Origin of the sequence: Plantibacter sp. MPB07 (assembly GCF_046619465.1) — a bacterium.
GTDB lineage: Bacteria > Actinomycetota > Actinomycetes > Actinomycetales > Microbacteriaceae > Plantibacter > Plantibacter auratus.
Genome location: NZ_CP177043.1, coordinates 3,625,464 through 3,652,451 on the forward strand (window position 1 = coordinate 3,625,464; position 26,988 = coordinate 3,652,451).

A 26,988-nucleotide genomic window follows, 5' to 3' on the forward strand; every position below is an offset into this window, starting at 1 on the left:
CGGTCGCCCCTCCGCTACGGCTGCAGGCGGTCCACGATCCAGCCGCCGTCGGCCGCGAGGTAGCGGAGGCGCCGGTGCATCCGGTCGCGACTGGCGTGCCAGAACTCGACCATGTCGGGGACGAGCCGGAACCCGACCCACGTGGCCGGCCGCGGGACGTCGTCCCCCTCGCGCTCGAGCAACGCGTTCGCCTGCGCGATGAGGGCGTCGAGGGTCTCCTCCGGGCCGTCGCGGAATGGCGTCGACTGGTGGGCGACCGCCGTCGCCGCTCGTGACTTGGGCGAGCGGTCGGCGAACAGTGCGTCGGACTCCTCGTCGCTCAGCTGCTCGACGCGGCCCTCGAAGCGGAGCTGCTGCATCGTCTCGCGCCAATACACCTGGAGGGCGGCGCTCGGGTTCTCGGCGAGCTGCCCGCCCTTGCGGCTCTCGGTCGAGGAGCCGAAGATCAGGCCGCGATCGTCGAGGGTCTTCACGTCGACGGTGCGCGCGCTGACGACACCGACCGAGGTGGCGGTCGCGAGGGTCATCGATCGGGGTTCGCTGACGTCCCGCTCGATCGCTGCGGCGAGCCACTGCTGAGCGAGCAGCATGGGCTCGGCGGGCGGCGTGTCGAACTCGGGCAGCTGCAGGGTGTCGTCTCCGGAGAGGGGTTCGGCGCTCATGGCGTGAGCCTACCCGTGCGCTGAGGTGAGGCATCTCGTCGCCCTGCGAGCTGCCGAGCGACGACCTGCCTCACCTCAGTGGCTTGGGCGCTCGGCACAGCTCGGGCGGGAACGCTGGGTCCAGGGCACATGGTGCACGGCCAGGCCGCGGGCTAGCCTCGGAACGCCCGCCAGGGAACACGTTCGAGGAGAGTGAGCACCGCATGCCGTACACCGACACCGACGACGTCTCGATCTACTACGAGGTGGAGGGCGACCCCGCCGACCCGGTGATCGTGCTCATCGCGGGCGGCGGTGCGCAGCTGCTCACCTGGCGTGACCCGTTCCGGGCCATGCTCGTGGACGAGGGCTTCCGCGTCGTGCGGTTCGACAACCGCGACGTCGGGTACTCGCAGCGCTTCGGTGGCGAGCACGACCTCGACGGCGGCTACTCGCTCGGTGACATGGGCGAGGACGTCGTGCGGGTGCTCGACCACCTCGGGGTCGAGGCAGCGCACCTCGTCGGTCACTCCATGGGCGGGATGATGGCGCAGATGGTCGCGCTCGAACACCCCGAGCGGGTGCTGAGTCTCGGCCTACTGTCGACGATCCCCGGCCAGGACCCGCGCTACATCCTGCACGGAGACCGCGCCGAACTGCAGGTCGAGCCCGAGCGGTACAGCCGGGAGGAGTCGGTCGCCGCAATGGCCGTCCTCGCCGCGCCCGTCCCCGGCGCCCGCTACCAGCCGGACACCGAGTGGGAGGTGTGGGCGACCGGCGAGGCCTACGACCGCGGGTACGCGCCGGAAGGGTTCAGTCGCCAGTGGGCCGCGTTGCTCCGCGCACCGGAACGGCTCGACCGGCTGCGCGAGGTGACGGTGCCGACCCTCGTGCTGCACGGACGCGAGGACGACGTGCTGCACTGGCGCTCGGCGGTGGACATCGCCGAGGCGATGCCGGCGGCCGAGCTGCACGTGCTGCCCGACATGGGGCACCTCATCCCGGCGCAGCTGTGGCCGACGCTCGTGGCGGGCGTCGTGCGGACGGCGAGGCACGCGGAGACGCTCGCGTCCGGTCGGTGAGGTCGTCGAGGGGCTGCCCTTCGACAGGCTCAGGGACCGGGGCGGGCCTACGGCATGCCGATGAGCCGCACCCGGCAGGCGAGCTCCGCGGCGAAGCGGACGTCCGGGTCGGCGAGGTCGAGTTCGAGCGACTGCTCGATGCGCCGGATCCGGTAGTTCACCGCGTTCGGGTGCAGGTTCAGCTCGGCCCCGGCACGCGCCAGCGAGTTCCGATGGCTGAGGTAGGAGAGGAGCGTCCGCACCGAGATCGCGGCCCGCTCCGGACCGAGGGCGTCGAGTGGCGAGAGGATGTCGTCGAGGAGCGTCCGACTGAGCGGTGAGGCGTAGAAGTCGAGGAGCACCCGCCGTAGCCCGGTGACGTCCGTCGCCTCCATGGTGCCGAAGCGACCACCCGCAATGGCGGCTTCAGCCGCGACCCGCGCCTCGGTCGCCGACTGCCGGAGCCCTGCCGCTCCGCTCTGCGGTGTCCCGAGCCCGACGGTAAATGTCCATTCCGGCCCCGCGATCGTCGAGGCGTGCGCGACGATCCGCTCCATCACGTCGCGCAGGCGTCGCTGGTGGTCGGGTGCGCCGAGCTCCTCCGACGCGATGACGACGATCTCGTCGCGCCGCATCGCGAGGTGCCACTGCTCCTCGCGCTGGTCGACGAGTTGCAGCGCGAAGAGCTCGACGGAGGGCGCGAGGACCGTGGGTGCGCGGCGGTCGGGATCACTCGCGTGCTTCGGGGTCAGCCACGCCACCGCGTGCGACAGCTGGAGCGGCAGGCCGGCCCGGACCGCGTCCATCGCGAAGCCGTCGATACGGGACGACTCGGCGAAGATCAGCTCGATGATGAGCTCCGCCCGCGAGCGCACCGAACCGAAGCGTCCGTGCAGTTCCCGTTGCAGGGCGCGCGAGAGGACGGAGGCGATGACCGGGAGGGCGATCGCCGCGGCCGGGTCGTCGCGCTCGGCGTGGACCCGGCCGATCGGGATCTCACCGATGCACACCGCATCCGGTTCGAGCCAGCTCGCGCTCGCATCCTCGACGAGGGTGACCGGCACCCCCAGGGTCGTGCTGGCGACCTCGAGGATCGCCTCCCGCACGCCGACACCCGACGCCTGCTCTGCTTCAGCCGCGGACGCGCTGATCACCCGTTGGATCGCGAACTCGGCGCGCGACATCGCCTCTTCCGCTCCACCGCGGATCGTGCGGTCCATGAGCACGGCGAGGTCGGAGGCGATGCCCTCGCTCATGATGACCGGCAGGCCACCGCGGTCCGCGAGGGCCCGCGAGGTCTCGGCGACGGGGAACGCACCGACGAACACGAGGCCGGCACAGCCCGCGGCGATGGCCCGGCGGATGGCGATGTCGACCTGGTATGGCCTCGGGACGGCGCCGTCGGGGGTCGTCACGATGGCGATGGAGTGCTCGGTCGCGTCGTTCAGCTCGTCGAGCGCGAGGATCTCGACGCCGGTGACCGGGACGCCTGCAGGGGCGCCGACGACGCAGCGGGCGCCGAGATGCTCGGCTTGGAGGATGACGTCCGCAACGGTGACTTGGGCCATGAGCACATTCTGCCCCGATTGTGTGGGCCGCGGGAACATTGTCGTGCTTCCCGACCCTGCCTACGCTCGGTACATGTCAACGAACCACCCCGCTGCACGCTCCGCAGCGTCGGCCACGCCGATCACCAGCATCACCCTGGCCGACGTGCCGGCGCTCGCCGCAGGATGCGCCATCTTCGGCACCGGTGGCGGCGGCGCGGTGCAGACCCCGCAGCTCGGCGTCGAGATCGCCCTGGAGCAATTCGGTCCGGTCCCTGTCAAACAGGTCGCCGACCTCGACGCGGACGACGTGGTGGTCGCCATGTCCGGCATCGGCGCCCCGTCGGTGGGCTTCGAGATGCTCGGCGCGAGCGGCCAGGCCGAGATCATCGTCGAGGAGATCGAGCGCCTCACCGGTAAGCGCATCACCACGATCATGGCGACGGAGATCGGCGGCAGCAACGGCGTCGGACCCGTCGGCTGGGCCGCGAGCCTCGGCCTCAGCATCCTCGACGCCGACGGCATGGGACGAGCCTTCCCGGAAGCGCCGATGACCGCGATGAACGTCGCGAACCTCCCGCCCGGGTACGCGGTCCTGAGCGATGTGATCGGCAACGTCTCGATCCTGCGGCCCGTCAGCCTCGCCTGGCTCGAGCGCCACGCCCGCGCCCTCACCGTGGCGAGCGGCGCGATCTCGATCGGCGCCAACTACGTCATGGACCGCGACACCGTCCGCGGCGCCGTCATCGAGGGCAGCGTCAGCCGCGCCGTGCAGGTCGGGCGCCGGCTCCTCACCGCCACCGACCCCGTCGGCGCGCTTACGGACGAACTCGGCGCGTCCCTCATCACGGGCGGCAAGGTCGTCGACATCGAGCGCCGCACCGAGGGCGGGTTCACCCGCGGTTCCGTCACGGTCGAGGGGATCGGCGAGCACCGCGGTCGCCTCACCCGCGTGGAGATCCAGAACGAGAACCTCGTCGTCATGGAGGACGGAGCGGTGATCGTCAGCGTCCCCGACCTCGTCACGATCGTCGACTCCGAGACGGGCGACGCGATCTCCACCGAGATGCTGCGCTTCGGGCAGCGGGTGAGCGTCCTCGCCTGGGCGTGCGATCCACTGTGGCGCACCGAGCGCGGCCTCGAACTCGCCGGCCCGCGCGCGTTCGGCTACGACCTCGACTACGAGCCCTTCGGCGTGAGCGCCGACGAGACCATTGGAGCGACCCGATGAGCGCCGGCACCAGCACCGTCACCGACACCTCGGGCGAACTCGCGATCGGTATCGACGTCGGCGGGACCAACACCGACGCCGTCGCGCTCTCGGGAACGGGCGAGGTCGTCTCGTGGACGAAGCAGCCCACGACCCGCGACGTCACCGGCGGCATCCGGGCCGCGCTCGCCGAGGTCCTCGACCAGCTGGGCGACGACCGGGGCCTCGTCACCCGCGTCATGCTCGGCACCACCCACGCGACCAACGCGATCGTCAACCGCCGCGACCTCGGACGCGTCGTCGTCATCCGGCTGGGCTCGCCTGCCGCCACCTCGCTCCCGCCGCTCGCCGGCTGGCCGCGGGAACTGCGCGACGTCGTCCTCGCGGGGAGCATCCTCGCGGGCGGTGGCCACCTCGTCGACGGCTACCCGATCGCCCCGCTCGACCGCGACCTCATCCGCCGGGAGCTCGACGCCCTGGCCGGCACCTTCGACGCGGTCGCCGTCTGCGGGATCTTCAGCCCGTCGTTCCCCGAGCAGGAGCTCGAGGTCGAGGCACTCGTCCAGGACCACGTCGGGGTCGACATCCCGGTGTCGCTCAGTCACGAGATCGGCGCGCTCGGGTTGTTGGAGCGCGAGAACGCGACGGTCCTGAACGCGTCCCTCTACGCCGTCGCCCGCGACGTCACGAACGCGCTCACGACCGTCGTCGCCGAGGAGCGACTCGACGCGACCACGTACTTCGCCCAGAACGACGGCACGCTCATGGCCGTCGAGTATGCGGCGCGTTACCCCGTGCTCACGATCGGTTCCGGGCCGGCGAACTCCATCCGCGGCGCCGCCTTCCTCTCCGGTGCCGACAACGCGATCATCATCGACGTCGGCGGCACGACGAGCGACCTCGGCGTGCTCGTCGACCGGTTCCCCCGGGAGTCGACCCTGCCCCGCGAGGTCGGTGGCGTGCGGACGAACTTCCGCATGCCCGACATCCTGAGCGTCGGCCTCGGCGGCGGCACGATCGTCGACACCGCGACCGGTGTCCCGCGCCACGACTCGGTCGGTTACCGCCTCACCGAGGAGGCGCTGCTGTTCGGCGGCACCACCCCGACCCTCACCGACGCGGCCTCGCTCCAGTTCGGCATCGCCGACCGCGAGCTGCCGCCCCTCGACCGCGTGACCCGCCAAGCACTCGAGCACGCGCTCGGCGTCGCCCACGAACGCATCGAGTCCGCCGTCGAGCGCATGTCGCTCGGCCGCACCGGCCTCCCACTCGTCGTCGTCGGCGGCGGAGGATTCCTCGTCCCGGACGCCGTCCTCGGCGCGAGCGAGGTCCTGCGCCCGGCGCGCGGCAACGTCGCCAACGCCGTGGGCGCGGCCATCGCGCTCGCCGGTGGGCGCTCCGATCAGCTCTGCGACTTCGCCGACCGCGCAGCCGCCATCGAGGAGGCAGGACGCTCCGCGATCGAGAAGGCGATCCAGGCCGGCGCAGACCCGCGCTCGGTCGAGATCGTCGACGTGCTCGAGACCCCCGTCTCGTACGCGACCCGCCCCACCCTGAAGGTCTCCGTGAAGGCGGCGGGTCCCCTCGCCCGCATCGGCACGGCGACCCGACAGCGCATCTGACGCACCACAGCACCAGCACAGCTCTCCACCAGCACCAGCACGGCACCTCACCCCATCTGATCCGGCCACCCGCGCACCACGGCCACCCGAGTACGAAGGATCCAGCATGAACAGCAAGCGGAAAGCCGCGGCGGCACTCGCCACCGCGGCCCTCACCGCGGTGGCCCTCACCGCGTGCACCTCCTCGCAATCCTCCGATTCCTCCGGCGAGTACGTCTCCGGCGGCACCTTCGTCACCGCGATGAGCGGCGACCCGGGCAGCCTCGTCCCCATGACGGGCATCAGCCTCGAGGCCCGCGAGATCATCAGCTTCCACTACGAGTCGCTCGTGTACGTCAACGCCGACGGCGAGCTCCTGCCCTGGCTGGCCGAGAGCTGGGAGGAGGACGCGAGCTCCACTTCCATCACCTACACGCTCAAGGACGGCATCACCTGCGCCGACGGCACCCCGTTCACCGCGGAGACCGCCGCGGCGAACATCACCTACAACGCCGACCCGGCCAACGCGACCTTCTACTACGGCGCGCAGGTCTCCGAGCGGATGACCGCGACCGCCGACGGCAATCAGCTCACCGTCACGAGCACGACGCCCGACCCGTTCATCCTCGCCAACACGGGCACCGTCGAGATGGTCTGCCAGGCCGGCCTCGATGACCCGGACTCGCTCGTCGAGACGATGAACGGCACCGGCCTCTTCGCCCTCGACAAGGCGACCCCAGGCTCCAGCTACACCTTCACCAAGCGCGACGACTACACCTGGGGCCCGGAGGACGTCACGAGCGACACCAAGGGCCTGCCGGACACCTTCGAGGTCCGCGTCGTCACCGACCCCGGGACCGCCGCGAACCTGCTGCTCTCCGGTGACGTGAACGCCGCGAGCATCGGCGGCGCCGACCAGGACCGCGTCGAGGCCGCCGGTCTCGGCAGCGAGGGCGTGCGCAACCCGATCGGCGAGATGCTCTTCAACGAGCGCCCGGAGCGCCCCACCTCCGACCCGCTCGTCCGTGAGGCCCTCGTCACCGCGATCGACCGCGAGCAGGTCGGCGAGGTCGTCACCGACGGCACCGCCGAGGAGTCCAAGTCGCTCGTCGTGAAGAGCCCGTACCTCTGCGTCGCCGACGGCCCGCAGTGGACGCTCCCCGAGACGGACGTCGAGAAGTCCGGCGAGCTCCTCGACGAGGCGGGCTGGACGCTCGGTTCCGACGGCAAGCGCTCGAAGGACGGCGAGCCGCTGACGATCAAGTTCATCTACGACGCGGCCACCCCGAGCCACGCGGCCGCGGCCGAGCTCGTGCAGCAGACCTGGGACGAGCTGGGCGTCACGACGGAGCTCTCGGGCAACGACGCGAACGCCTGGTCCGAGCAGCTGTTCTCGACCTTCGACTGGGACACCGGCTTCGTGCAGATCGCTCCGGGCGGACCGGTCATCGTGAACACCTTCTTCGGTGGCGAGACCCCGGACAAGGGCGGCAACAACTTCATGTTCGTCGACAACCCGGAGTACGACGCGCTCGCCGAGCAGGCTAAGACGGCCAGCCCGGAGGAGACCTGCGACCTCTGGCAGCAGGCCGAAGCGAAGCTCATCGAGCGGACGGACGTGTTCCCGATCGCCGACGCGCAGGACTTCCTGTACCTGAACGGCGCCGAGGTCGAGCGTCCGAACTTCATCCGCCCGACGAGCATCCGGATGGTCGGCTGATCATGACGATCCCCTCGACCGTGACCACCGAGCAGGCCACCGACCCGGCCACGGGCCCCGGCGGCCCGGCGGTCGCGCGTCGAGGGGGTCGCGGCGTCCTCGGCGGACTCTCCCCGCGGACCTCGTTCATCCTCCGACGACTGGGCAGGGTGCTCGTCTCCCTCGCCATCGTCATCGTCGCGACGTTCCTGATCGTGCAGCTCGTGCCGGGAGACCCGGTGCGGGCTGCGCTCGGGAACAGCGCGACCCCGGAACTCGTCGAGCGGACGCGCGCCGACCTCGGCCTGAACGTGCCGGTGCCGGAGCAGTTCGTCAACTACGTCAGCGGGCTGTTCCGCGGCGACTTCGGCACGGCGATCGGGTCGCAGCGGCCGGTCGCCGACACGATCGCGCAGCGCTTCCCGGTGACGCTCACCCTCGCGGTCGCGTCCTTCCTCCTCGCGGCGATCGGCGCCTTCCCCATCGGTGTCGCGACCGCGGTGTCCTCACGTACCGGCCGCCGCCGCCTCGCGGACCTCGGCGTCTCGGGTCTACTCGGCGTGCTGATCGCCATCCCGAGCCTCCTGCTCGCCGTCGGTCTCATCGCCGTGTTCAGCATCGGGCTCAAGGTGCTCCCGGCCGCCGGCTGGGGAGGCTTCGACCAGGCGATCCTGCCGGTGGTGGCCCTCGCGGTCGGTCCGATGGCGTACCTGGCCCGCATCGTGCACGTGGAGATGCTGGCCGTCCTCGAGATGCCGTACATGACCACGGCACGGAGCAAGCGCCTGCCGACGCACCTGGTCTACCTCCGGCACGCGCTGCCGAACATGGTGACGTCCACGCTCACGATCGGCGGCATCATCCTCACGGGCATGGTCGCCGGCACCGTGCTCATCGAGACGGTCTTCGCCATCCCGGGCCTGGGGACGAGCATCGTCTCGTCGATCACCTCGAAGGACTACCCGATGATCCAGGGCATCGTCCTCGTGTACGCGATCCTCGTCCTCGGCCTCAACCTCCTCATCGACATCGCGCTCGCGACGATCGATCCGCGCTCCTCGATCACGGAGGGCTGAGCTCATGAGCACCCGTCCGACCACCTCCAGTCCCACCCCCTCACGCCGGTCCCCGGTGCTCGACCGTCTCCGCACCCCGCGCGGCCTGACCGGCGCGATCGGAGCGCTCCTCATCATCGTGGTCGCGGTCGTCGGCCCGACCGTCTGGGGGTCCGCCGCCGACACGACGTCCGTGGCCGACCGCCTCGCCGGTGCGAGCCTCGCCCACCCCTTCGGCACCGACGAGCTCGGACGCGACGTCTTCGCCCGGGTCATGGTCGCCACGCGGGTGTCCGTCCTGCTGACCCTCGGCGCCACCGCGATCTCCGTCGTCGGCGGCGTCCTGCTCGGGGCCGTCGCGACGGTCCTGCCTCGCCCGCTGCGTCGACTCGTCACCGCGCTCATCGACATCCTGTTGTCGTTCCCGTGGCTCCTGATGGCCCTGTTCTTCTCGGTGATCTGGGGCGCGAGCGCCACCGGCGCGATGCTCGCCGTCGGGTTCGCCGGCGTGCCGACCTTCGCGCGCCTCACCTACACGCTCGCCTCGTCGCTCATCGGTCGCGACTACGTGAAGGCCGCGCGGATCGCCGGCGTCGGGCAGGCGGAGGTGCTCGTCCGGCACGTCATGCCGAACATGCTGCCGCCCATGCTCGTGAACGCGGCGGTCTCCGCCTCCGGCACGCTGCTCGCCTTCGCCGGCCTGTCCTTCCTCGGTCTCGGCGTGCAGGCGCCCGAGTACGACTGGGGTCGCCTCCTCGGCCTCGGGATCGCCCGCATCTACGGCAATCCGATGGCGGCGATCGGTCCCGGCATCGCGCTCGTCGTGTGCGGCGTCATCTTCACGCAGCTCGGCGAGCTCTGGAACGAGTCGTCGAAGCGGCTCCTCGGCCTGCCCGCGCCCGCGCGTCGTCGCACCGCGGCTCCCGCGACCGCCTCGGCTGCGGCTGCGACGCCCGCCGACCAGGAGCCCGTCGTGCAGGTGCGCGATCTCCGCGTCGCCTTCCCGGACCGCGACGGCCGTCTCGTCGAGCGCGTCCACGGCATCAGCCTCACGATCATGCCCGGCGAGGTCGTCGGTGTCGTCGGCGAGTCCGGATCGGGCAAGTCGGTGAGCGCGATGGCGATCGCCGCCCTCCTCGGGCCGGACTCCTCGGTGCAGGCCTCGGAGCTGAGCTTCCGCGGGATCGACATGACCGCACCGCTGACGAAGGCCGAGCGCAGCCGCCTCGGCCTCGAGCTCGCGATGGTCTTCCAGGACCCGCTCACCTCGCTCAACCCCTCGCTCACGATCGGCAAGCAGCTCCGCGAGACCGTCGAGGTCCACGAGGGGCTGTCGGCGGCAGAGTCGACGAAACGCGCCGAGGCCGCGCTCGAGTCGGTGCGGATCCCGCTCCCGGTGAAGCGCCTGAAGCAGTTCCCACACGAGCTGTCCGGCGGCATGCGGCAACGGGCCATGATCGGTATGGGGCTCATGGGCCGCCCGAAGCTGCTCATCGCCGACGAGCCCACGACGGCGCTCGACGTGACGGTGCAGCGTCAGGTCCTCCGGGTCCTCCACGAGGCGCAGGAGCAGACGGGTGCTGCGATCCTGCTCATCTCGCACGACATCGCCCTCGTCAGCGGGTTCTGCGACCGCATCCTCGTCATGAAGGACGGCCGCATCGTCGAATCGCTCGACGCCGACCGCCTCCACGAGGCGCGGCACCCGTACACGCGTGGGCTCATCGCCTGCGTGCCCGACATGACCTCCGACCGCACCATGCCGCTCCCGGTCATCGGTGCGATCGACGAGGAAGACCTCCCGGTCCCTGAGCTTGTCGAAGGGCCCATCACCACCGAAGGACAGCGCGCATGACCGGTCTCGAGTTCTCCGGCCTCACGGTCCGTTACGGCCACGGCGCGTCCGCGCACACCGCGGTCGACGGCTTCGACCTCACGGTCCGCCCGGGCACGTCCCACGGGCTCGTGGGGGAGTCCGGCTCAGGCAAGTCGACGGTCGCCGCGGCCGCCGTCGGTCTCGTCATCCCGAGCGCCGGCGGCATCCGACTGAACGGCGCCGACATCGTCGGGCGCTCGTCCGCCGCCCGTCGTGCGCGTCGACGCGTGCAACTCGTCTTCCAGGACCCGTACTCCGCGCTCGACCCGCGCATGCCGATCGGGCTGTCGATCGCCGAGGGGTCCCGGGCGACCGGGCGCTCCTGGAGTCGCTCGGAGCAGCGGTCCCGGGTGGGCGAGCTGCTCGAGCGCGTGCACATCGACCCGGACCGGGCGGGCGACCTGCCGTCGGCGTTCTCGGGTGGTCAGCGGCAGCGCATCACGATCGCGCGGGCGCTCGCGGCCGAACCGGAGGTCCTGATCGCCGACGAGATCACCTCGGCGCTCGACGTGTCGGTGCAGGGCGTCGTCCTCAACCTGCTGCGCGAGCTGCAGCGTGAGCTCGAACTCACGGTGCTGTTCATCTCCCACAACCTCGCCGTCGTGAACTACATGTGCGACACGGTGAGCGTCATGCAGGCCGGCCGGGTCGTCGAGGCGGGCCCCACGGCCACCGTCCTGGCCGCTCCCGAGGACGCCTACACCCGTGAGCTCCTGGCCTCCGTGCCCGTGATGGGCCGTCGCATGACCTGGGACGAGGAGTAAGCGGCCCAGGCTGCTCGGCCGGGCCGCGCCCGGTCGCTGAGCTCACCGCCGCCGGTCACTGAGCTCACCTCCGCCGGGCGCTGAGCTTGTCGAAGTGCACACGGGTGACGTCACCCTTCGACAGGCTCAGGGACCGGGTCCTGCCGGGTAGGCCTTTTCCGGGCGCTGAGCTCACTTTTTCCGGTCGCTGACCTCACCCTTTCCGGTCACTGAGCTTGTCGAAGTGCCCACGGGTGACGTCGCCCTTCGACACGCGGATCCTGAGCCTGTCGAAGGGCAGGGACCGGGATCACCGGGTTGGCCTTCTTCCGGTCACTGAGCTTGTCGAAGTGCCCACGGGCTGTCGTCGCCCTTCGACAGGCTCAGGGACCGGGAGGGGAGGTCAGCCGCGCTGCTTGCGCGGCAGGGTCTCCGGGAGGAACGCGATTCCGACGACGCCGATCGCGCTGAGCACCAGCAGGTACGCCGCCACCAACCATGGTGCGCCACCGCTCGCGGCGACGAGCGCGGTCGCGACGAGCGGGACCGTCCCGCCGACGAGGGCGGCCGGGATCTCACGCGAGAGCGCGATGCCGCTCCAGCGCATCGAGGTCGGGAAGATCTCGGCGAGCAGTGCTCCCGAGGTGCCGATCGTGGCGCCCTGGATGACGGCGAGGCCCAGGATGAGGCCCAGGGCGACGAGGGCCGACTGCTCCGTGTCGTAGAGCAGGAACATCGGGAACGCGTAGACCACGCCGAAGATCGCGGCGCCCATGAGGACGGGCTTCCGACCGATGCGGTCGGCGAGGCGACCGAACAGCAGCGCCGTCGGGATGGTCAGGACCTCGGCGACGATGAGGCCGATGAGCGCCTCCGTCGGGTTCACGCTCAGCGTGCCCGTCACGTACGACAGCGAGAACACCTGCACGACGTAGACCCACGGCAGTGCGAACGCGAAGAGCCCCATGCCGCAGAGGATCACCCGCCAGTGCGAGCGGATGGCGCCGACCAGCGGTGCCGAGGTGACCGCGCCGCGCTCCTCTGCGCTCTCGAACGCCTTCGTCTCCTTGACCCGCAGCCGGAAGTACAGCGCGAACGCGACGATGACGACGCTCGCGAGGAACGGGATCCGCCAACCCCAGCTCTGGAACTGCTCGATCGGCAGGGTGCTCACCACGGCGAAGACGGTGGTCGCGAGCGCCATGCCCACGTACACGGAGGCGCCGGGGAACGACGCGGCGAACGCACGGTGCTTCACGTCGGCGGACTCGCTCGCCATCGTGATCGCGCCGGCGAATTCGGCACCCGAGCCCATGCCCTGGAAGATCCGCAGCACGATGAGCAGGATCGGAGCCCAGATCCCGATGGTCTCGGCGGTGGGGAGGAGACCGATGAACGTGGTCGCGACGCCCATGAAGAGGAGCGTGATGAGCAACGTCGGTTTGCGCCCGAGCTTGTCGCCGTAATGGGCGAAGATCAGGCCGCCGATCGGGCGGGCACCGAAGCCGACCGCGAAGCCGGCGAACGCGCCGAGCAGGCCGGCGAGGTCACCGGCGCCAGGGAAGAACAGCGGTGCGAACACGAGCGCGGAGGCCAGCCCGTAGAGGGTGAAGTCGTACCACTCGATGACGGTGCCGACCGAGCTGGCGAGGATGGCGCGGCGGCGCTGCACCCGGGAGTCGAGGCCGTCGCGATCGATGTCGCTCTGGCCGACGGCGGTGGTGTCGGATCCGCGTGGGTCGCTCTCGCGCGCGCTCTGGATGGCCATGGCACTCCTTCGTGTTGGGCGCACCCGGACGGCCGGGACGCCTGACGAGGCTACCGGCCGTCTGGAGGCTCAGCCCATGTGCGGTCGGCACACTCCGAAGCCGATCCGGTGCGTCGGGAGCACACGGGGTGGGGTGCGCATGAGCGGCGCGCCCCACCCCACCCGACCCCGTCTCGCTACAGCGCCTTCGACTCGCGGAGGATCCCGGCGAGCGTCTCCATCTGCTTCGCCTGCGACGTGTAGTCGAGGGCGGCGGTGTTCCAGGAGTGGATCTGACCGGCGACGAGTGCCGGGTGCGAGGCGAAGGTCGCCTGAGCCTCGAGGTCGCTCTGCTGGAAGCCCTCGACGTTCACGAGCAGGACGTCACCGGTCATCGCCTGGCCAGCGTTCTCCCAGCTGTAGATGTCCCAGTAGTAGTAGCCGTCCGGGTTCGCGTTCGTGTACTTCACGCCGAGTTCGCTGTACAGCTCGGTCTCCGGCTCGTCCTGCGGCTTGACGACGTAGACCCCGCTCGCGTCCGCGTACATCTGCGTGACCTCGAGGTCGGTCTCCTTCGCTGCGGCGGTCAGGTCTGCCGCTGCGGCGTCGTACTTCTCCTTCGCGGCGGCGATGGTGTCGTCGTCGGCTCCGAGCGCCTTGGACAGCTTGTTGAGCGAGGCGATGACGTCGGCACCCTTGCCGCCGACCTTGATGGCGACGACCGGAGCGATCTTCTCCAGCTGCTCCTGCTGCTCGACGTCGGCGACGCCGTAGTAGGGACCCTTGAGGTCGAGCGTGCCGTCGCGGTCGGTCGGGTAGATCCCGGTCACGATGAGGTCGGGTGCCGCCTCGGCGAGTGCCTCGAGGTCGATCTCGCCGTAGCTGTTGCCGACGATGGCCGTGTCGCCGAGGTCGTAGTCCGCGAAGCGCTTGTCGGTGGCGACGTCGACGCGACCGAAGACCGCGACGGGGTCGATGCCGTTGCCGTGCAGGCCGAGCGCGTAGTCGGCGAAGCTCGCGACGCGCTTCGGCTGCTGGTCGAGCTTGACCGTGGTGCCGGTGTCGTCGGTGTAGCTCCAGGCGCCGCTGCTGTCGGCGTCGGATGCGGCGGTGGGGGAGCAGCCGGCGAGGCCGACCAGGGCGAGCGCCGGCACGAGAACGAGTGCGGCGCGGCGGAGGCGTGAAGAGATCGTCATGGTACTTAGGGTAGCCGAACCTAAGTCACGAAACGATATCGGAATGCCCGATCGCCCGGATCACTCCGCGTCGAGGGCGATCGCGTCGTCGGGGTCGACGGGCACGATGAGCGGCGAGCCGCTGCTCGGGTCGGGGATGACGATGGCGTCGAGGTCGAACGCCTCCCGGAGCACGGCCGGGGTGAGGACCTCCCAGGGTGTCCCGTCGGCGATGACCCGGCCGCCGCCCACGACGACGAGCCGGTCGGAGTATCGGCCGGCGAGGGTGAGGTCGTGCAGGACCATGACGACTGTCGCTCCGCGCTCGCGGTTGATCGACCGCACGAGTCGGAGGACGTCGAGCTGGTGGCTGAGGTCGAGGAAGGTCGTCGGCTCGTCGAGCAGGATCGTGGGGGCACGCTGCGCGAGCACCAGGGCGATCCAAGCGCGCTGCAGCTGCCCGCCCGACAGGGAGGCCGTGTCGCGGTCGGCGAGCGTCTCGAGACCGGTGGCGGCGAGGGCCTCGTCGACGGCGATCGTGTCGGCGGGCGTCCACGGCTTGAGGAGGCTCTGGTGCGGGTGCCGTCCCCGCGAGACGAGGTCGCGGACGGTCGTCGCCGACGGCGTCAGTGGCTTCTGCGGCAGGATAGCCAGGCGGCGCGCGACCTCGCGGGTCGGGATCGAGCGCACACCGCGACCGTCGAGTTCGACCGTGCCGGCGGTCGGGGTGAGCAGGCGGCCGAACGCCTTCAGCAGGGTCGACTTGCCGCAGCCGTTGGCGCCGATGAGCGTCGTGACCTCGCCCGTCTCGATGCGGAGGTCCAGTCCCTCGAAGACCATTGTCTGGTCGTAGGCCAGGGAGACGCCCCGCGCCTCGAGGGCGGGCGTCGGGCGTTCCTTCACGAGCGAGGGGGTCGTGGCGGGGTCGGTCATGCGGAGGTCTCCCGTTCCTTGCGGCGCGTCAGCAACCAGATGAGATAGGGCGCGCCGACGATCGCGGTGATGATGCCCACCGGGATCTCGCCCGGCAGGACGCCACGGACGAGTGCGTCGCCGCCCGTCACGATGACGGCGCCGAGCAGCGCGGAGGCGAGCAGCGGCGGGCGACCGGTGCGGGCGAGGCGGCGGGCGATCTGCGGTGCGACGAAGGCGACGAACTCGATCGGCCCCGCGGCGGACACGGCTGCGGCGACGAGCAGGACCGCGCACGCGATGACGACGATCCGATGCCGCTGGACGGCGACGCCGAGGCCGGCCGACAACTCGTCACCGAGCTGGCTGATGTCGAGGCTGCTCGTCTGCAGGACCGCGATCGGCGTCAGGATCACCAGCGCGACGAGCACCGGCCACACGCTCGACCAGGAGATGCCCGAGAGGCTGCCGACGAGCCACTGCGCAGCCGCTGCCGCCTCGGTGATCTGCGCCCGGGCGATGAGGTAGCTCGTGATGCCGCCGAGGGTCGCGGTGGCACCGATGCCGATGAGGATGAGTCGGAAGCTGTCGACCCCGCCGCGCCAGGACAACGCGTAGACGGCGGCCGAGGTGACGAGCGCGCCGATCGCCGCCATGGCGGGCAGGCCGAGACTGAGCGCGCCGGCACCGACCGAGTAGCTGCCGCCGACGAGCACGATCGCGGCCACGGCCCCGAGCGCGGCACCCGAGGTGACGCCGAGGATGTCCGGGGTGGCGAGCGGGTTGCGGGCGAAGGTCTGGGTGAGGGCCCCGGCGAGTCCGAGGGACGCACCGACGAGGAGACCGCCGACGACCCGGGGGAGGCGGAGCTCGAACACGATGAGTTCCTGACCGCCGGTCCCGCCGCCGAGCAGGGTGGTGATGACGTCGGGGATCGTCAGGGATGACGAGCCGGCGACGATCCCGAGCAGGGCGAACGCCAGGGCAACGACGAGGCAGGCGATCGTGACGCCGACGACCCGACCTCGCCACAGACGGCCGAAGAAGCGGCTGCCCTCCCGCACGGCGCTCACAGCTCCGCCATCCGTCCGCGGCGCACGATCGCGATGAAGGCGACCCCACCCACGACGGTGAGGACGACACCCACGGGCACCTCGGCGGTGCCACCGATGAGGCGACCGATCACGTCGCACGCGAGCAGCACGCTCCCGCCGACGAGTCCCGAGGCGGGGAGCAGCCAGCCGTGATGCCCGCCCACGAGCGTGCGGGCGATGTGCGGCGCGGTGAGTCCGACGAAGGCGATCGGGCCGGTCAAGGCGACGGCGGCGGCCGTGAGCAGGGTGATCGCGGCGAGCCCCACGAGTCGCGCGCGGATGAGGTTCTCGCCGAGCCCGTTCGCCAGCTCGGTCCCGAGCGCCAGGGCGTTCAACGAGCGGATGTTGGCCACCGCGAACACGAGGCCGAGCCCGGCGAAGACGAGCGCCGCGTCGACGCCCGTGAGCGATCGGCCGGACAGTGAACCGACCACCCAGATGCGATAGGCGGCGAGGGTCGTCTCGTCGGACAGCACGAGGTACGAGGTCAGGGCGACGAGGAGGGCCGAGACGGCGGTGCCGGCGATCGCGAGCGGGACGGGACTCGAGAGTCCGCGGCCGAGTGCGGCGACGGAGAACACGATGACGCTGGCGACGGTGGCGCCGAGCAGAGCGAGCCAGAGCGTCGTGACCACCGAGCTCGTGCCGAGCACGTAGACCCCGACGACGACCGCGAGACTCGCGCCGGCGGAGACGCCGAACAGGCCGGGGTCGGCGAGCGGGTTGCGGGTCTGCCCCTGCATGACGGCACCGGCGATCCCGAGGCAGACGCCGACGAGGACGCCGAGCACCGTGCGCGGCACCCGCGACCCCCACACGACGGCGCCGGTGTCCTGGGTGGGGTCGAACAGTGCGGTGAGGACGGCCACGGGGCTGATGAGGTTGCTGCCGAGCATCAGACTCGCGAGGGCGACGACGAGGAGCGCGGCGGCCAGTGTGCCGACGGCGAGCGCGCGTCTCGATCGGAGGAGGGTCGCGCTGCGCATGGAGTTAGCCTAGCCTCACCTATCCCGGTCGCGATGCACACCCGACGTCGTCGGTGACGGACGGGCGGTCCATGGATCGGCGCGGGAGGTGTGGGGTTCACCCATGGATGGAGCCTCCATCGCCCGATACCGTTGACCGGTACGGAGTACAGCGATCAGGAGGACACGCATGGCCGAGCAGCCGTCGACCGGAGCCGACACCGAAGCGGTCCTCGCCGCCACGGAACGACTCGCCGTCCCGCCGGGCTCGCTCGAGGGCGTGGTGGTCCTCGACCTCTCCCGCGTCCTCGCCGGCCCCTACGCGGCGTCGATGCTCGCCGACCTCGGCGCGACCGTCATCAAGATCGAGAACCCGAACGACCCCGACGTCTCCCGGGGCTTCCCGCCCTACCTGCGTGACGGCGACGAGGAGTTCAGCGGCTACTACGGCCAGTACAACCGCGGCAAGTTCGGTCTGGCGCTCGACCTTGCGAGCGACGCCGGCAAGGAGGTGCTGCGCGACCTCGTCGCGAGCGCCGACATCCTCGTCGAGAACTTCCGACCAGGGACGATGGCGAAGCTCGGCCTGCCGTACGAGGCGCTCGCCGCCATCAACCCGAAGCTCGTGTACACCGCGATCTCCGGCTACGGGCAGACGGGTTCCCGGAGCCGCCGTCCGGCGTTCGACAACACGGCCCAGGCCGCCGGCGGGCTCTGGTCCATGAACGGCTACGCGGACCAGCCGCCCGTGCGCGTCGGCGTCACGATCGGGGACCTCTCCGCCACGATGTTCGGCGTCATCGGCACCCTCGCCGCGCTCCGGCACGCCGAGCGCACCGGCGTCGGGCAGCTCGTCGACGTCGCCCAGGTCGACAGCATCATCGCGATGACCGAGACCGCCGTCGTCGACTACACCGTCGACGGGACGGTCGCCTCGCCGTCCGGCAATGAACACGCCTGGGTCCGGCCCTACGAGCTGTTCCCCTGTGCCGACGGACAGGTGTTCTTCGGCGCGTACACCGACAAGCTCTGGAAGGCGAGCTGCGAGCTGTTCGGCACGCCCGAGGCGATCGCCGACCCCGAGATCGACACCATGCGCAAGCGCTTCGACGAGGAGGTCTACGCCCGACGCGTCAAGCCGCTCGTCATCTCCTGGTTCGCAGACCGCACCCGCGCCGAGCTCGAGGAACTGGCCGGCGACGTCGTCCCGCTCACCGCCGTCAAGACGATCGGCGAGGTCGTCGAGGACCCCGGGACGGCAGAACGCGACATGGTCGTCGAGACCGACTACGGTTCCTTCGGCACCCTCCGCTCCTTCGGCCAACCGATCAAACTGAGCGCGACCCCCGCGACCACCGACCGCCCCGCGAACCACATGGGCGAACACGCGGACGACGTGCTCACGGCGCTCGCCGGGTACGACGCCGACCGCATTGCGGCGTTGCGTTCCGGCGGGGTGATCTGAGTGGGAGCCGTGGACCGGACAGAGCAGCCTGCCGACCGCATTGCGGCGTTGCGTTCCGACGGGGTGATCTGAGTGGGAGCCGTGGAGCGGACGGAGCAGCCTGCCGAGCGCTTCGCCGCGTTGCGTTCCGAGTGGGTGATCTGAGTGGGAGCCGTGGACCGGACAGAGCAGCTCGATCTCCGTCCCGCATCCTGGTACCGCAGCACGTTCGCGACCACGGCACCGGAGCCGGTCCTCGGCGAGGAGCTCCCCGCTGGCTGGGAGGGTGTCCACTTCCCGTTCGAGACGCCGTTCGCGCAGCTCCGCGAGGACGGCTCACCCGCGGAGGACGGCGTGCTGCCCGTCATCGACCTCCCGCGCCGCATGTACGCGGGGGAGGACACCGCGTTCCTGTCGCCCCTCCGCTACGGCGACGTGGTGACGCAGCGCACGAGCCTCGGTTCGCTCGTCGAGAAGCAGGGGCGGGCCGGACGGCTCGTCTTCGCCGACCTCGTGCGGGAGTACCTCGTCGACGGCGAGGTCGCCGTCCGCAGCAACTGGCACGACGTGTTCCTCGAGGCGCAGCCCGCGGTGCCCTCCCCGCGGACGGCGGCGCCCGAGGTGGCCGCCGAGGACGCGGTCGATCCCGACGCCGGAGCCGACTGGACCGTGACCCGGTCACTCGACTCCCGCCAGTTATTCCGCTTCTCGGCCGTGACGGGCAACACGCACCGCATCCACTACGACCGGCAGTGGGCGCATGAGGTCGAGGGGCTCGACGACCTCCTCGTGCACGGTCCGCTCACCCGCATCCTGGTGCTCGACGCCCTCACCGCGAACGCCGGTGGTCGTCGACTCGCGTCGGTCCGTTTCCGCGCGAAGGCGCCCGTGCTCGTCGACACTTCGTTCGGCATCGCGGGAACGGACGGCCCGGAGGGCACCTCGGCCGTCGTGCGCGCCACCGACGGCACGGTCCTGGCCTCCGCCGACGCCACCTGGCGCCCCTGACTATCGCGGTGCCTTCCTCCGGTCACTGAGCCCTCTTCCATCGGTCACTGAGCTTGTCGAAGTGCTCACGGGGTGCACTGCCCTTCGACAGGCTCAGGGACCGGGATGGGGTGCTCAGGGACCGGGATGGGGTGCCCCGGGGCCAGGGTGGGGGCGCTCAGGGGCCGGGGGTGCGCCGCGCCGCCTAGGCGTCGATCACGAGCGTCGACGTCAGCGACCGCGACACGCACGGGTACATGATCATCGACGCGTCGTCGGTCGTCAGGGAGTCGCGATGCTCCGGCGTCCCGTCCACCACCTGCACCGCACAGGAGCCGCAGACGCCGCGCATGCACGACCCGGCGACACCGACCCGCGCGGCCTGCATCGCCTGCAGCATCGTCTGCCCGGCGGGAACCTCGACGGTCCGCTCCGACCTCGCGCACTCGACGGTGAACGCCGTGTTCGGCAGGTAGGAGCGGGGCTTGGGCTCGAACCGCTCGAGGTGCAACCGGCAGTCCTCGGGCAGTGTCTCGGCCAGGTTCGTGAGGGTGTCGGTGAACCCGCGCGGCCCGCAGGCCGACACGTCGGTGCCCGGCTCGAGTCCCGCGAGGAGGCCGGCCAGGTCGAGTCGGCCGCTCTCCGCGCTGACGTGGATCCGCACGTGGTCGCCCAGGGCTTCGAGCTCCGGCGCGAACGCGATGTCCTCCCGCGTGCGCACCGCGTAGACGAGGGTCCAGTCGGCGTCGCCCGCGGCCAACCGCCGCGCCATCGAGAGCAGCGGCGTGATCCCGATGCCTGCAGCGAGGAGCAGGTGCCGCTTGGCGTCCGAGAGCGGGAACAGGTTCCGTGGTGGCCGGATGAACACCTTCCGACCGACCTTGAGGAAGTTGTGGATGTAGTGCGACGCACCCCGCGAGTGCTGCTCCCGCAGAACGGCGATCCGGTACCGGAACTCGTCCGCCGGATCACCGCAGAGCGAGTACTGCCGTTCGTGGCGGGTGATGAGCTGCAGGTCGATGTGCGCTCCGGGGTCCCACGGCGGGAGCCGGCGACCCTCCGGATCGGCGAGCACGACGCTGACGATCGTCGGCGTCTCGCGCACGATCTCCTGGACGATGAGCGGGGTCATGCCCGCGCGGTTGCGCATCAGGAATCCCTCATATCGATAGCATCGCCGATCTGGAGATCAGGACCGGTCATGCCCGCGCGGTTGCGCATCAGGAATCCCTCGTGCTTCCAGTCATCAGTACAGGCTCGTTGCTTCCAGCCATCAGTACAGGCTCTGGTTCCCGACGGCGACCGCCTCGTCGATGGCGTCGCCGACCTCGGTGCTGAGGCCCGACATGCTCGCCCAGATCCGACCCGCGCTCGGCACCTCGGCCGCGAGCTCCTGCATCTCGGCGTCCCACAGCCCGCCGCGGAGGAGTGCCCGCCCGCAGTGCAGGTAGACCTCCTCGGTGCGTATGACGATCGCGAGCTGCGGGGTCACGTGGTCCTGCTCGAGCATCGCCATCAGCGCCGGGTCGTCGGTGACGGTGGCCGTGCCGTTGATCCGGAGGGTCTCGCTCATGCCGGGGACGAAGCACAGCATGCCGATGTGGCCGTTCTGGACGATGTTCTGCAGGGAGTCGGCCAGGCGGTTGCCGAGGCGCTCCGGGATCACGAGTGTGCGGGTGTCGAGCGCCCGGACGAACCCCGGGTAGTCCCCGCGCGGGGAGCTGTCGCACCGGCCGTCGGCGTCGGACGTCGCGATGGTGCAGAACGGTGAGTGGGCGAGGAAGGCGAGGCAGTTCTCGTCGAGCTCGTCCATGATCTTGGCCGTCGCGGCGGGATCCGGTTCGCCGAGCGACCGACGGATGGTGTAGACGTCGATCGACGCGAACGCGCTGGCCTGCATGGCGGACCCCTTCTCTGTCCCTCCGACCCTACGGTCGTCCCACGCGCGCCTCAATGGGCTGTCGGCACACGGTTCGCCCGCGTCCTGTGCCACCGACCCAGCCGCGGCGATCGTCCCGCCCCGGTTCATCGGCCGAACGAGCGTCGGAACATCGCCTTCGCGCGCGCCGCGGTGTCGGCTCGATGGGAATCGGGGATGCGGGTGAGGGTCGCTCCCACCATCGAGATCGCCATGAGGATGTCGTCGGGCTCGACGTGGTCGGCGATGCGATGCGCAGCCAGTTCCTTGGCATGCAGGGCGTGGGCGAGGCGGTCGAGGCGGGTGCCGAGTGCGATCACACGGGGGTCGTCGCCCTCGCCGAGGATCGCCTCGACGAAGGGCGAGGTGACGAGTGCCTGGTCGATCACGACGTCGAGCAGGGTGTCGAGGGTCGCATCGGGTCGCCCGGTGTGCTCCTCCAGCTCGCCGACGTTCTCGTCGAGCACTGCGAGCGCGAGGGAGAGTCGGTCGGGGAAGTGCCGGTACAGGCTTCCTTGTCCGACGCCCGCCCGCTTCGCGACCGCGCTGAGGGGAGCACTGAAGCCGTCCGCGGCGAAGACCTGACGCGCTGCGGCGATGAGCGCACGGCGGTTCTCGGGTCCCGCGCTCGGGCCTCGGTTCGGCTTCGGGGGCGTGGACGACATCCCGGTAGCGTAACGCCGCGCGACCGGTCCGGTGGACCCGGCTGGGAGCCGACCGTGAGGGCTGGCGGCCGCGCCATGGACGGCGTAACGTGTACCGGACAATGATGTCCGGTATGGATCGAAGCCCATACGATCCGCCGCTCATCGTCCTCCCGAGACCGAAGGAACCCCATGAGCGCCCTCACCGCCAACACCCCGATCGCCGCGTGGCTCGCCGACCCCACCGGTGGACCGCTCATCCGCGGTCTCCTCACCCAGCTGGGCACCGAGGAGTCGCAGCTCGCCCCGATCTCGGGCCTCCCGCTCCAGCAGCTCGTCGCCCTGAGCCAGGGCAAGCTGCCCCAGTCGCTCATCGACGAGCTCGTCCTCGCCGCGAACGACGGTGTCGCACCCGTCGACGACGCGCCTCAGGGGTGGCAGGAGCGCATCACCGTCGGTCGGTTCGCCGGCAAGACCGTGATCGTCACCGGCGCCGCATCCGGTATCGGCCGTGCCACGGCGTCGCGCGTCGCCCGCGAAGGGGGTCGGGTCATCGCCGTCGACCTGTTCGAGGACAAGCTCGCCGACCTCGCCTCGAGCCTCCCGGACGCCGACCTCGTCACGGTCGCGGGCGACATCACGAAGCAGGAGGACATCGACGCGATCGTCGCAGCGGCGGGGGAGCGGATCGACGCGCTCGCCAACGTCGCCGGCATCAACGACGACTTCTCCCCGCTTCACGAGACCTCCGACGCGACCTGGGAGCGGGTGATGGGCGTGAACGTCACCGGCGCCTTCAAGCTGACCCGCGCGGTCCTGCCGTCGATGGTCGCGGCCGGATCCGGTTCGGTCGTCAACATCGCGTCCGAGGCAGGGCTTCGCGGCAACGCCTCGGGGAACGCCTACACGACCTCGAAGCACGCGGTCGTCGGCATGACCAAGAGCGCCGCCTTCATGTACGGACCGCACGGTGTCCGGGTCAACGCCGTCGCTCCTGGCGGCGTCGCCACGGGGATCCCCTTCCCGCCGAACGTCTCCGAGGCGGGTTCGGCGCGGCTCGGGCCGTTCCAGGCGGCGATCCCGACGATCGCGACCGCGGAGCAGCTCGCGGCGTCCATCACTTTCCTGCTGAGCGACGACGGCGTGAACGTCAACGGCGTCGTCCTGCCGTCCGACGGCGGATGGTCGGTGCAGTAGCCGCCGACGTGCAGAACTTCAGCAATCGGTAAGAACGGCGTTTTTTAACGACTATTCGGTGCCGGATGAACGCGTTTCTGCTGCGAATCTTGAAGCACACGGGCCGCTCTGCGTCGCCCGTCCCCTGCGAACGGTCTGAACGAGTACGGCCGGAACGATCGTTCGCACTGCGGTGACACCGCTCACAGGGCCCCACCGATCTTGGCGGAAGGTGGGGCCCTGCGCCGTGTCCGGGCCGCCCTGCGCCGGGTGTGGTCTCAGCGCGGGATAGCGGCGGCGAAGCGCCACGGCTGGGAGCGGATCGTCGCGACGGCCCGGGTGATCGCACCGAGGGCGACGACGTCCGCGCCGAGTCGCGAGGCCCGCACGATCGGCGTCGGGGCGTAGGTCCCCTCGTCGAGCCAGGTCTGAGCAGCGACGATGACGGGGGAGGCGACGCGGGCCACGCCTCCGGCGACGACGACCTCGTCCACGTCGAGCAGGCTGCCGAGCAGGACGCACACCCGCCCGAGGCGCTCCCCGAGACGTTCGACGAGTCTGCCGGCGTAGGCGTCGCCCGAGGCTGCGGCGTCGATGATGCGGCCGACGTCGAGGGTACCGATCGGCATCCGGGCGAGCGGGGAGGCTGCCGGCACCGCACCGGATCGCTGATCCTCCTCCAGCCACGACCGTGCCGCACCGTCGAGGCCCTCAGGCGAACCGACGCCCTCGACCATGCCGAGCACGCGGAGTTCGCCTGCGCCGCCGGCCCCGCCGTGCAGCAGCACGCCGTCGACGATGAGTCCCGCGCCGAAGCTCGCCTCGGCCAGGAGGACGGCGATGGACTCGCGTGCCACCTCCCCGAGGGCGCGCTCGGCCGTGGCTGCGAGGTTGGCATCGTTCTCGAGCACGACGTCGCCCCAGGGGCCGAGGCGGCTCGCGAAGTCGGGGTTCATCCGGGCCCAGTAGTCGTGATCGCCGCGCGGGGAGCGGCCGTGCGCGTCCACCGGTGCCGGGACGCCGACAGCGGTCACGAGCACCTGTCCCGGGGTCGCGCCGGCCTGCGCGGTCGCCTCCTCGACGACGGTCCGTGCGGTCGCGAGGCGGAGGTCTGGGTCTTCGTCGCCGCCCACGATGGGGCGTTCGGCCCGGCCGACGACCTCACCACGGAGCGTCGCGACGAGCGCTGCGACCCGATGCTGGCCCACGTCGAGTCCGACCACGAACGCGGTGTCCGCGGCGAGTTCGTAGCGCCTGGCGGGTCGTCCCCGCCGGTAGTCACCGGCGGCCCGGGCGTCGTCGAGCTCACGGATCCAGCCGCGGTCGGCGAGTGCATCGCAGGCGTTCAGCACGGTGGCACGGGTCAAACCGGTCCCGTCCATGACGTCACTCGCCGTGAATGCACCATGGTCGAAGGCGTAGCCGGCGACGAGTTCGACACTCGCCCTGCCCGTCTCGATCCCCGGTTCCGCCATGGGGCGACTGTAGCAGGGTTGCATTACTAGATATGGCCGCTATATTTAGTGGCGAAGGTCGACCACCGCCGGTCACGACAGTGCTCGGCTCCGCACCCCGAAAGGAACCGTCCGAGCATGAGCACCAGTACCGCCCCGACATCATCAGACGCTCCGGACCTCCGGGTCGGCGTCATCGGCCTCGGCTTCGCCGGGACCACGCACCTGGACGCCTTCACCGCGCTCCCCGGTGCCACCGTCGTCGCCCTGTCCGGCCAGGAACCGGCGCGCCTCGCCGAGCTGGCCGAGAGCCGTGGGGTCCCCGAGACCTACGCCGACTGGGAGGACCTCGTCGCCCGCGACGACCTCGACATCGTCTCGATCGGCGTGCCGAACGCCCTGCACCACCCGATCGCCGTGGCCGCGCTCCGCAGCGGCAAGCACGTCTTCTGCGAGAAGCCGCTCGCCACGACCGCCGACCTCGCCGCCGAGATGGTCGAGGCCGCGACCGCCGCCGACCGCGTCCTCGAGGTCGCGTACAACCACCGCCGTCGTGCTGACGTCGCCTACCTCGCGCGCTACCTCGCCGAGGAGCCGATCGGTCGCGTCTACCACTCGCGTGCCTCCTGGCTCCGTCGACAGGGCGTGCCCGGCATCGACTCCTGGTTCACGAACAAGGCTGCTGCCGGTGGCGGGCCGCTCATCGACCTCGGCTCCCACGTGCTCGACATCGCGCTGTCGCTCCTCGGCGAGCCGCGCGTGACGCACGTCTCGGCCGTCGCGTACAACGAGCTCGGCCGCGTCGGTCGCGGTGGCTCCTCCGGCGGTGGTCCGGTCTCGAGCCGGTCCACGCACGCCTTCGACGTCGAGGACTTCGCGTCCGCCCTCCTGCGTTTCGAGGACGGCGGCAGCCTGCACCTCGAGGCGTCCTGGGCGTCCTACTCGAAGGCCCACGAGGACATCTCGGTCGAGCTCCTCGGCTCGGAGGGCGGCGTCCGCCTCCACGTCGACAACTACAACACCGAGGGGACCGTCACGATCTACCGCGACGTCGCCGGTGCGCCGACGATCGAACGACCCGCAGTCCAGGTCCCGGCCGGCCACCACCAGTCGGTCATCGCGGAGTTCCTCGACACCATCCGCGCGGGCGAGACCGCCGGCGGTGAGCTCCGGTTCGCCGGTCACCACGGCGAGTACGCCCTGCACCGCAGCCGCGTCATCGACGCCGCCTACGCCTCGGCCGCCGCCGGGCACGAACTGGAGGTCCCCGCATGAGCACCACGACACCGATCCGCATCCGCGTCTGGAACGAGTTCGTCCACGAGTCCCGCGGTGACGCCGTGGTGCTCGGCCACTACCCCGACGGCATCCACGCCGTGATCGCGGCGGGCCTCGAGGAGTCGCTCGGCGACGCCGTGTCCGTCTCGACCGCGACCCTCCAGGATCCCGAGCACGGTCTCACCGAGGAGGTCCTCGCGAACACCGACGTCCTCTTCTGGTGGGGGCACATCGCCCACGACCAGGTCTCCGACGAGGTCGTCGAGCGGGTCGTGCGCCACGTCCACGCCGGTATGGGCATCGTCGTGCTGCACTCCGGGCACTACTCGCGGGTCTTCCAGCGGCTGATGGGCACGAGCTGCGCCCTCAAGTGGCGGAACGACGGCGAGCGAGAGCTCGTCTGGACGGTGCTCCCGGACCATCCCATCGCGCAGGGTGTGCCGCACCCGATCGTCATCGACCGCCAGGAGATGTACGGCGAGCAGTTCGACATCCCGCGTCCCGACGAGGAGGTGTTCCTCTCCACCTTCGCCGGCGGCGAGGTGTTCCGGTCAGGTGTCGCCTACCACCGCGGTCGCGGGCGCGTGTTCTACTTCTCGCCGGGCGACCAGGAGTACCCGGTCTACCACCACCCCGACATCCGTCGAGTGCTGGCGAACGCGGCCGAGTGGGCGCGCCCGACGATCGAGCGCACACCGCCGACCGCGGACCAGCACCCGAGGGACTGGTTCCTGGCCTGACGCCTCCAGCCTGACGCCGCA

The 26,988-nt window shown here is 70.9% G+C and carries 23 protein-coding genes; 12 read left to right on the top strand and 11 right to left on the bottom strand.

Annotated elements, in window-relative coordinates; genetic code table 11:
• Positions 1 to 14: 14 nt before the first annotated feature.
• Entirely contained in the window at positions 15 to 662 is a 648-nt protein-coding gene (locus ACLIME_RS16875) for a pyridoxal 5'-phosphate synthase (protein ID WP_086472919.1), read from the bottom strand.
• 203 nt (positions 663 to 865) lie between these two features.
• On the opposite strand from ACLIME_RS16875, the gene ACLIME_RS16880 reads away from it, so the two are divergent.
• Positions 866 to 1,723: an alpha/beta fold hydrolase gene (locus ACLIME_RS16880; RefSeq protein WP_411557658.1), complete on the top strand. Its 858-nt coding sequence runs from the start codon at positions 866 to 868 to the stop codon at positions 1,721 to 1,723.
• A gap of 47 nt (positions 1,724 to 1,770) precedes the next feature.
• Here ACLIME_RS16880 and ACLIME_RS16885 read toward each other — a convergent pair whose 3' ends face one another.
• Positions 1,771 to 3,270, bottom strand: a complete 1,500-nt coding sequence (locus ACLIME_RS16885) for a PucR family transcriptional regulator (protein ID WP_411557659.1) — start codon at positions 3,268 to 3,270, stop codon at positions 1,771 to 1,773.
• Positions 3,271 to 3,343: 73 nt separating this feature from the next.
• Here ACLIME_RS16885 and ACLIME_RS16890 point away from each other — a divergent pair, with 73 nt between their 5' ends.
• The 6 genes from ACLIME_RS16890 (at position 3,344) to ACLIME_RS16915 (ending at position 11,454) form a co-directional block, all read left to right on the top strand.
• Positions 3,344 to 4,480 carry a DUF917 domain-containing protein gene (locus ACLIME_RS16890; protein WP_085512084.1) on the top strand — a complete coding sequence of 379 codons (1,137 nt, stop codon included), beginning with the start codon at positions 3,344 to 3,346 and terminating at the stop codon, positions 4,478 to 4,480.
• Positions 4,477 to 6,081 carry a hydantoinase/oxoprolinase N-terminal domain-containing protein gene (locus ACLIME_RS16895; protein WP_159877291.1) on the top strand — a complete coding sequence of 535 codons (1,605 nt, stop codon included), beginning with the start codon at positions 4,477 to 4,479 and terminating at the stop codon, positions 6,079 to 6,081. The genes ACLIME_RS16890 and ACLIME_RS16895 overlap by 4 nt, the downstream gene beginning before the upstream one ends.
• A 106-nt stretch (positions 6,082 to 6,187) precedes the next feature.
• Positions 6,188 to 7,780: an ABC transporter substrate-binding protein gene (locus ACLIME_RS16900; protein ID WP_079704786.1), complete on the top strand. Its 1,593-nt coding sequence runs from the start codon at positions 6,188 to 6,190 to the stop codon at positions 7,778 to 7,780.
• A gap of 2 nt (positions 7,781 to 7,782) precedes the next feature.
• On the top strand, positions 7,783 to 8,835 hold the full coding sequence (locus ACLIME_RS16905) for an ABC transporter permease (protein WP_137242513.1): 1,053 nt from the start codon (positions 7,783 to 7,785) through the stop codon (positions 8,833 to 8,835).
• A gap of 4 nt (positions 8,836 to 8,839) precedes the next feature.
• Complete coding sequence (locus ACLIME_RS16910; protein WP_274499228.1) at positions 8,840 to 10,669, top strand: dipeptide/oligopeptide/nickel ABC transporter permease/ATP-binding protein; 1,830 nt, start codon at positions 8,840 to 8,842, stop codon at positions 10,667 to 10,669.
• Positions 10,666 to 11,454, top strand: coding sequence for an ABC transporter ATP-binding protein (locus ACLIME_RS16915; RefSeq protein WP_079704789.1), 789 nt, complete (start codon positions 10,666 to 10,668; stop codon positions 11,452 to 11,454). The genes ACLIME_RS16910 and ACLIME_RS16915 overlap by 4 nt, the downstream gene beginning before the upstream one ends.
• A 382-nt stretch (positions 11,455 to 11,836) precedes the next feature.
• On the opposite strand, the gene ACLIME_RS16920 is transcribed toward ACLIME_RS16915, so the two are convergent.
• The 5 genes from ACLIME_RS16920 to ACLIME_RS16940 form a co-directional block, all read right to left on the bottom strand.
• The gene (locus ACLIME_RS16920) at positions 11,837 to 13,201 is read right to left on the bottom strand and encodes an MFS transporter (protein WP_411557660.1); all 1,365 of its coding nucleotides are present in this window, start codon (positions 13,199 to 13,201) and stop codon (positions 11,837 to 11,839) included.
• Positions 13,202 to 13,377: 176 nt separating this feature from the next.
• Positions 13,378 to 14,376, bottom strand: a complete 999-nt coding sequence (locus tag ACLIME_RS16925; protein ID WP_411557661.1) for an ABC transporter substrate-binding protein — start codon at positions 14,374 to 14,376, stop codon at positions 13,378 to 13,380.
• A 60-nt stretch (positions 14,377 to 14,436) separates the two neighbouring features.
• Entirely contained in the window at positions 14,437 to 15,288 is an 852-nt protein-coding gene (locus ACLIME_RS16930; RefSeq protein WP_411557662.1) for an ABC transporter ATP-binding protein, read from the bottom strand.
• On the bottom strand, positions 15,285 to 16,340 hold the full coding sequence (locus ACLIME_RS16935; protein WP_206428299.1) for a FecCD family ABC transporter permease: 1,056 nt from the start codon (positions 16,338 to 16,340) through the stop codon (positions 15,285 to 15,287). The genes ACLIME_RS16930 and ACLIME_RS16935 overlap by 4 nt, the downstream gene beginning before the upstream one ends.
• Positions 16,337 to 17,347, bottom strand: a complete 1,011-nt coding sequence (locus ACLIME_RS16940) for a FecCD family ABC transporter permease (RefSeq protein ID WP_159877299.1) — start codon at positions 17,345 to 17,347, stop codon at positions 16,337 to 16,339. Before ACLIME_RS16940 ends, ACLIME_RS16935 begins: the two co-directional genes overlap by 4 nt.
• 169 nt (positions 17,348 to 17,516) lie before the next feature.
• On the opposite strand from ACLIME_RS16940, the gene ACLIME_RS16945 reads away from it, so the two are divergent.
• Complete coding sequence (locus ACLIME_RS16945) at positions 17,517 to 18,791, top strand: CaiB/BaiF CoA transferase family protein (RefSeq protein ID WP_411557663.1); 1,275 nt, start codon at positions 17,517 to 17,519, stop codon at positions 18,789 to 18,791.
• A 153-nt stretch (positions 18,792 to 18,944) separates the two neighbouring features.
• Positions 18,945 to 19,778 carry a MaoC family dehydratase N-terminal domain-containing protein gene (locus ACLIME_RS16950; protein ID WP_411557664.1) on the top strand — a complete coding sequence of 278 codons (834 nt, stop codon included), beginning with the start codon at positions 18,945 to 18,947 and terminating at the stop codon, positions 19,776 to 19,778.
• A 184-nt stretch (positions 19,779 to 19,962) separates the two neighbouring features.
• Here ACLIME_RS16950 and ACLIME_RS16955 read toward each other — a convergent pair whose 3' ends face one another.
• The 3 genes from ACLIME_RS16955 to ACLIME_RS16965 form a co-directional block, all read right to left on the bottom strand.
• A complete protein-coding gene (locus ACLIME_RS16955) occupies positions 19,963 to 20,907 on the bottom strand; it encodes a PDR/VanB family oxidoreductase (RefSeq protein WP_411557665.1) in 945 nt (314 codons plus the stop codon).
• 123 nt (positions 20,908 to 21,030) lie between these two features.
• Positions 21,031 to 21,657: an MSMEG_1061 family FMN-dependent PPOX-type flavoprotein gene (locus ACLIME_RS16960; protein WP_411557666.1), complete on the bottom strand. Its 627-nt coding sequence runs from the start codon at positions 21,655 to 21,657 to the stop codon at positions 21,031 to 21,033.
• A gap of 125 nt (positions 21,658 to 21,782) precedes the next feature.
• Positions 21,783 to 22,340, bottom strand: a complete 558-nt coding sequence (locus tag ACLIME_RS16965) for a TetR family transcriptional regulator (RefSeq protein WP_411557667.1) — start codon at positions 22,338 to 22,340, stop codon at positions 21,783 to 21,785.
• A 171-nt stretch (positions 22,341 to 22,511) separates the two neighbouring features.
• Here ACLIME_RS16965 and ACLIME_RS16970 point away from each other — a divergent pair, with 171 nt between their 5' ends.
• Positions 22,512 to 23,516, top strand: coding sequence for an SDR family NAD(P)-dependent oxidoreductase (locus tag ACLIME_RS16970; RefSeq protein ID WP_411557668.1), 1,005 nt, complete (start codon positions 22,512 to 22,514; stop codon positions 23,514 to 23,516).
• 257 nt (positions 23,517 to 23,773) lie between these two features.
• Here the strand turns inward: ACLIME_RS16970 and ACLIME_RS16975 are convergent, their stop codons facing one another.
• The gene (locus ACLIME_RS16975; RefSeq protein WP_411557669.1) at positions 23,774 to 24,970 is read right to left on the bottom strand and encodes an ROK family protein; all 1,197 of its coding nucleotides are present in this window, start codon (positions 24,968 to 24,970) and stop codon (positions 23,774 to 23,776) included.
• A 117-nt stretch (positions 24,971 to 25,087) separates the two neighbouring features.
• On the opposite strand from ACLIME_RS16975, the gene ACLIME_RS16980 reads away from it, so the two are divergent.
• Positions 25,088 to 26,224, top strand: a complete 1,137-nt coding sequence (locus ACLIME_RS16980; RefSeq protein ID WP_411557670.1) for a Gfo/Idh/MocA family protein — start codon at positions 25,088 to 25,090, stop codon at positions 26,222 to 26,224.
• A complete protein-coding gene (locus tag ACLIME_RS16985) occupies positions 26,221 to 26,967 on the top strand; it encodes a ThuA domain-containing protein (RefSeq protein WP_208612311.1) in 747 nt (248 codons plus the stop codon). The genes ACLIME_RS16980 and ACLIME_RS16985 overlap by 4 nt, the downstream gene beginning before the upstream one ends.
• Positions 26,968 to 26,988 lie beyond the last annotated feature (21 nt).

Excerpts from the sequence above, each read along its gene's own strand:
- ACLIME_RS16875 (WP_086472919.1), bottom strand. The coding sequence starts at position 662 with ATGAGCGCCGAACCCCTCTCCGGAGACGACACCCTGCAGCTGCCCGAG.
- ACLIME_RS16880 (WP_411557658.1), top strand. The coding sequence starts at position 866 with ATGCCGTACACCGACACCGACGACGTCTCGATCTACTACGAGGTGGAG.
- ACLIME_RS16885 (WP_411557659.1), bottom strand. The coding sequence starts at position 3,270 with ATGGCCCAAGTCACCGTTGCGGACGTCATCCTCCAAGCCGAGCATCTC.
- ACLIME_RS16890 (WP_085512084.1), top strand. The coding sequence starts at position 3,344 with ATGTCAACGAACCACCCCGCTGCACGCTCCGCAGCGTCGGCCACGCCG.
- ACLIME_RS16895 (WP_159877291.1), top strand. The coding sequence starts at position 4,477 with ATGAGCGCCGGCACCAGCACCGTCACCGACACCTCGGGCGAACTCGCG.
- ACLIME_RS16900 (WP_079704786.1), top strand. The coding sequence starts at position 6,188 with ATGAACAGCAAGCGGAAAGCCGCGGCGGCACTCGCCACCGCGGCCCTC.
- ACLIME_RS16905 (WP_137242513.1), top strand. The coding sequence starts at position 7,783 with ATGACGATCCCCTCGACCGTGACCACCGAGCAGGCCACCGACCCGGCC.
- ACLIME_RS16910 (WP_274499228.1), top strand. The coding sequence starts at position 8,840 with ATGAGCACCCGTCCGACCACCTCCAGTCCCACCCCCTCACGCCGGTCC.
- ACLIME_RS16915 (WP_079704789.1), top strand. The coding sequence starts at position 10,666 with ATGACCGGTCTCGAGTTCTCCGGCCTCACGGTCCGTTACGGCCACGGC.
- ACLIME_RS16920 (WP_411557660.1), bottom strand. The coding sequence starts at position 13,201 with ATGGCCATCCAGAGCGCGCGCGAGAGCGACCCACGCGGATCCGACACC.
- ACLIME_RS16925 (WP_411557661.1), bottom strand. The coding sequence starts at position 14,376 with ATGACGATCTCTTCACGCCTCCGCCGCGCCGCACTCGTTCTCGTGCCG.
- ACLIME_RS16930 (WP_411557662.1), bottom strand. The coding sequence starts at position 15,288 with ATGACCGACCCCGCCACGACCCCCTCGCTCGTGAAGGAACGCCCGACG.
- ACLIME_RS16940 (WP_159877299.1), bottom strand. The coding sequence starts at position 17,347 with ATGCGCAGCGCGACCCTCCTCCGATCGAGACGCGCGCTCGCCGTCGGC.
- ACLIME_RS16945 (WP_411557663.1), top strand. The coding sequence starts at position 17,517 with ATGGCCGAGCAGCCGTCGACCGGAGCCGACACCGAAGCGGTCCTCGCC.
- ACLIME_RS16955 (WP_411557665.1), bottom strand. The coding sequence starts at position 20,907 with ATGCGCAACCGCGCGGGCATGACCCCGCTCATCGTCCAGGAGATCGTG.
- ACLIME_RS16960 (WP_411557666.1), bottom strand. The coding sequence starts at position 21,657 with ATGCAGGCCAGCGCGTTCGCGTCGATCGACGTCTACACCATCCGTCGG.
- ACLIME_RS16965 (WP_411557667.1), bottom strand. The coding sequence starts at position 22,340 with ATGTCGTCCACGCCCCCGAAGCCGAACCGAGGCCCGAGCGCGGGACCC.
- ACLIME_RS16970 (WP_411557668.1), top strand. The coding sequence starts at position 22,512 with ATGAGCGCCCTCACCGCCAACACCCCGATCGCCGCGTGGCTCGCCGAC.
- ACLIME_RS16975 (WP_411557669.1), bottom strand. The coding sequence starts at position 24,970 with ATGGCGGAACCGGGGATCGAGACGGGCAGGGCGAGTGTCGAACTCGTC.
- ACLIME_RS16980 (WP_411557670.1), top strand. The coding sequence starts at position 25,088 with ATGAGCACCAGTACCGCCCCGACATCATCAGACGCTCCGGACCTCCGG.
- ACLIME_RS16985 (WP_208612311.1), top strand. The coding sequence starts at position 26,221 with ATGAGCACCACGACACCGATCCGCATCCGCGTCTGGAACGAGTTCGTC.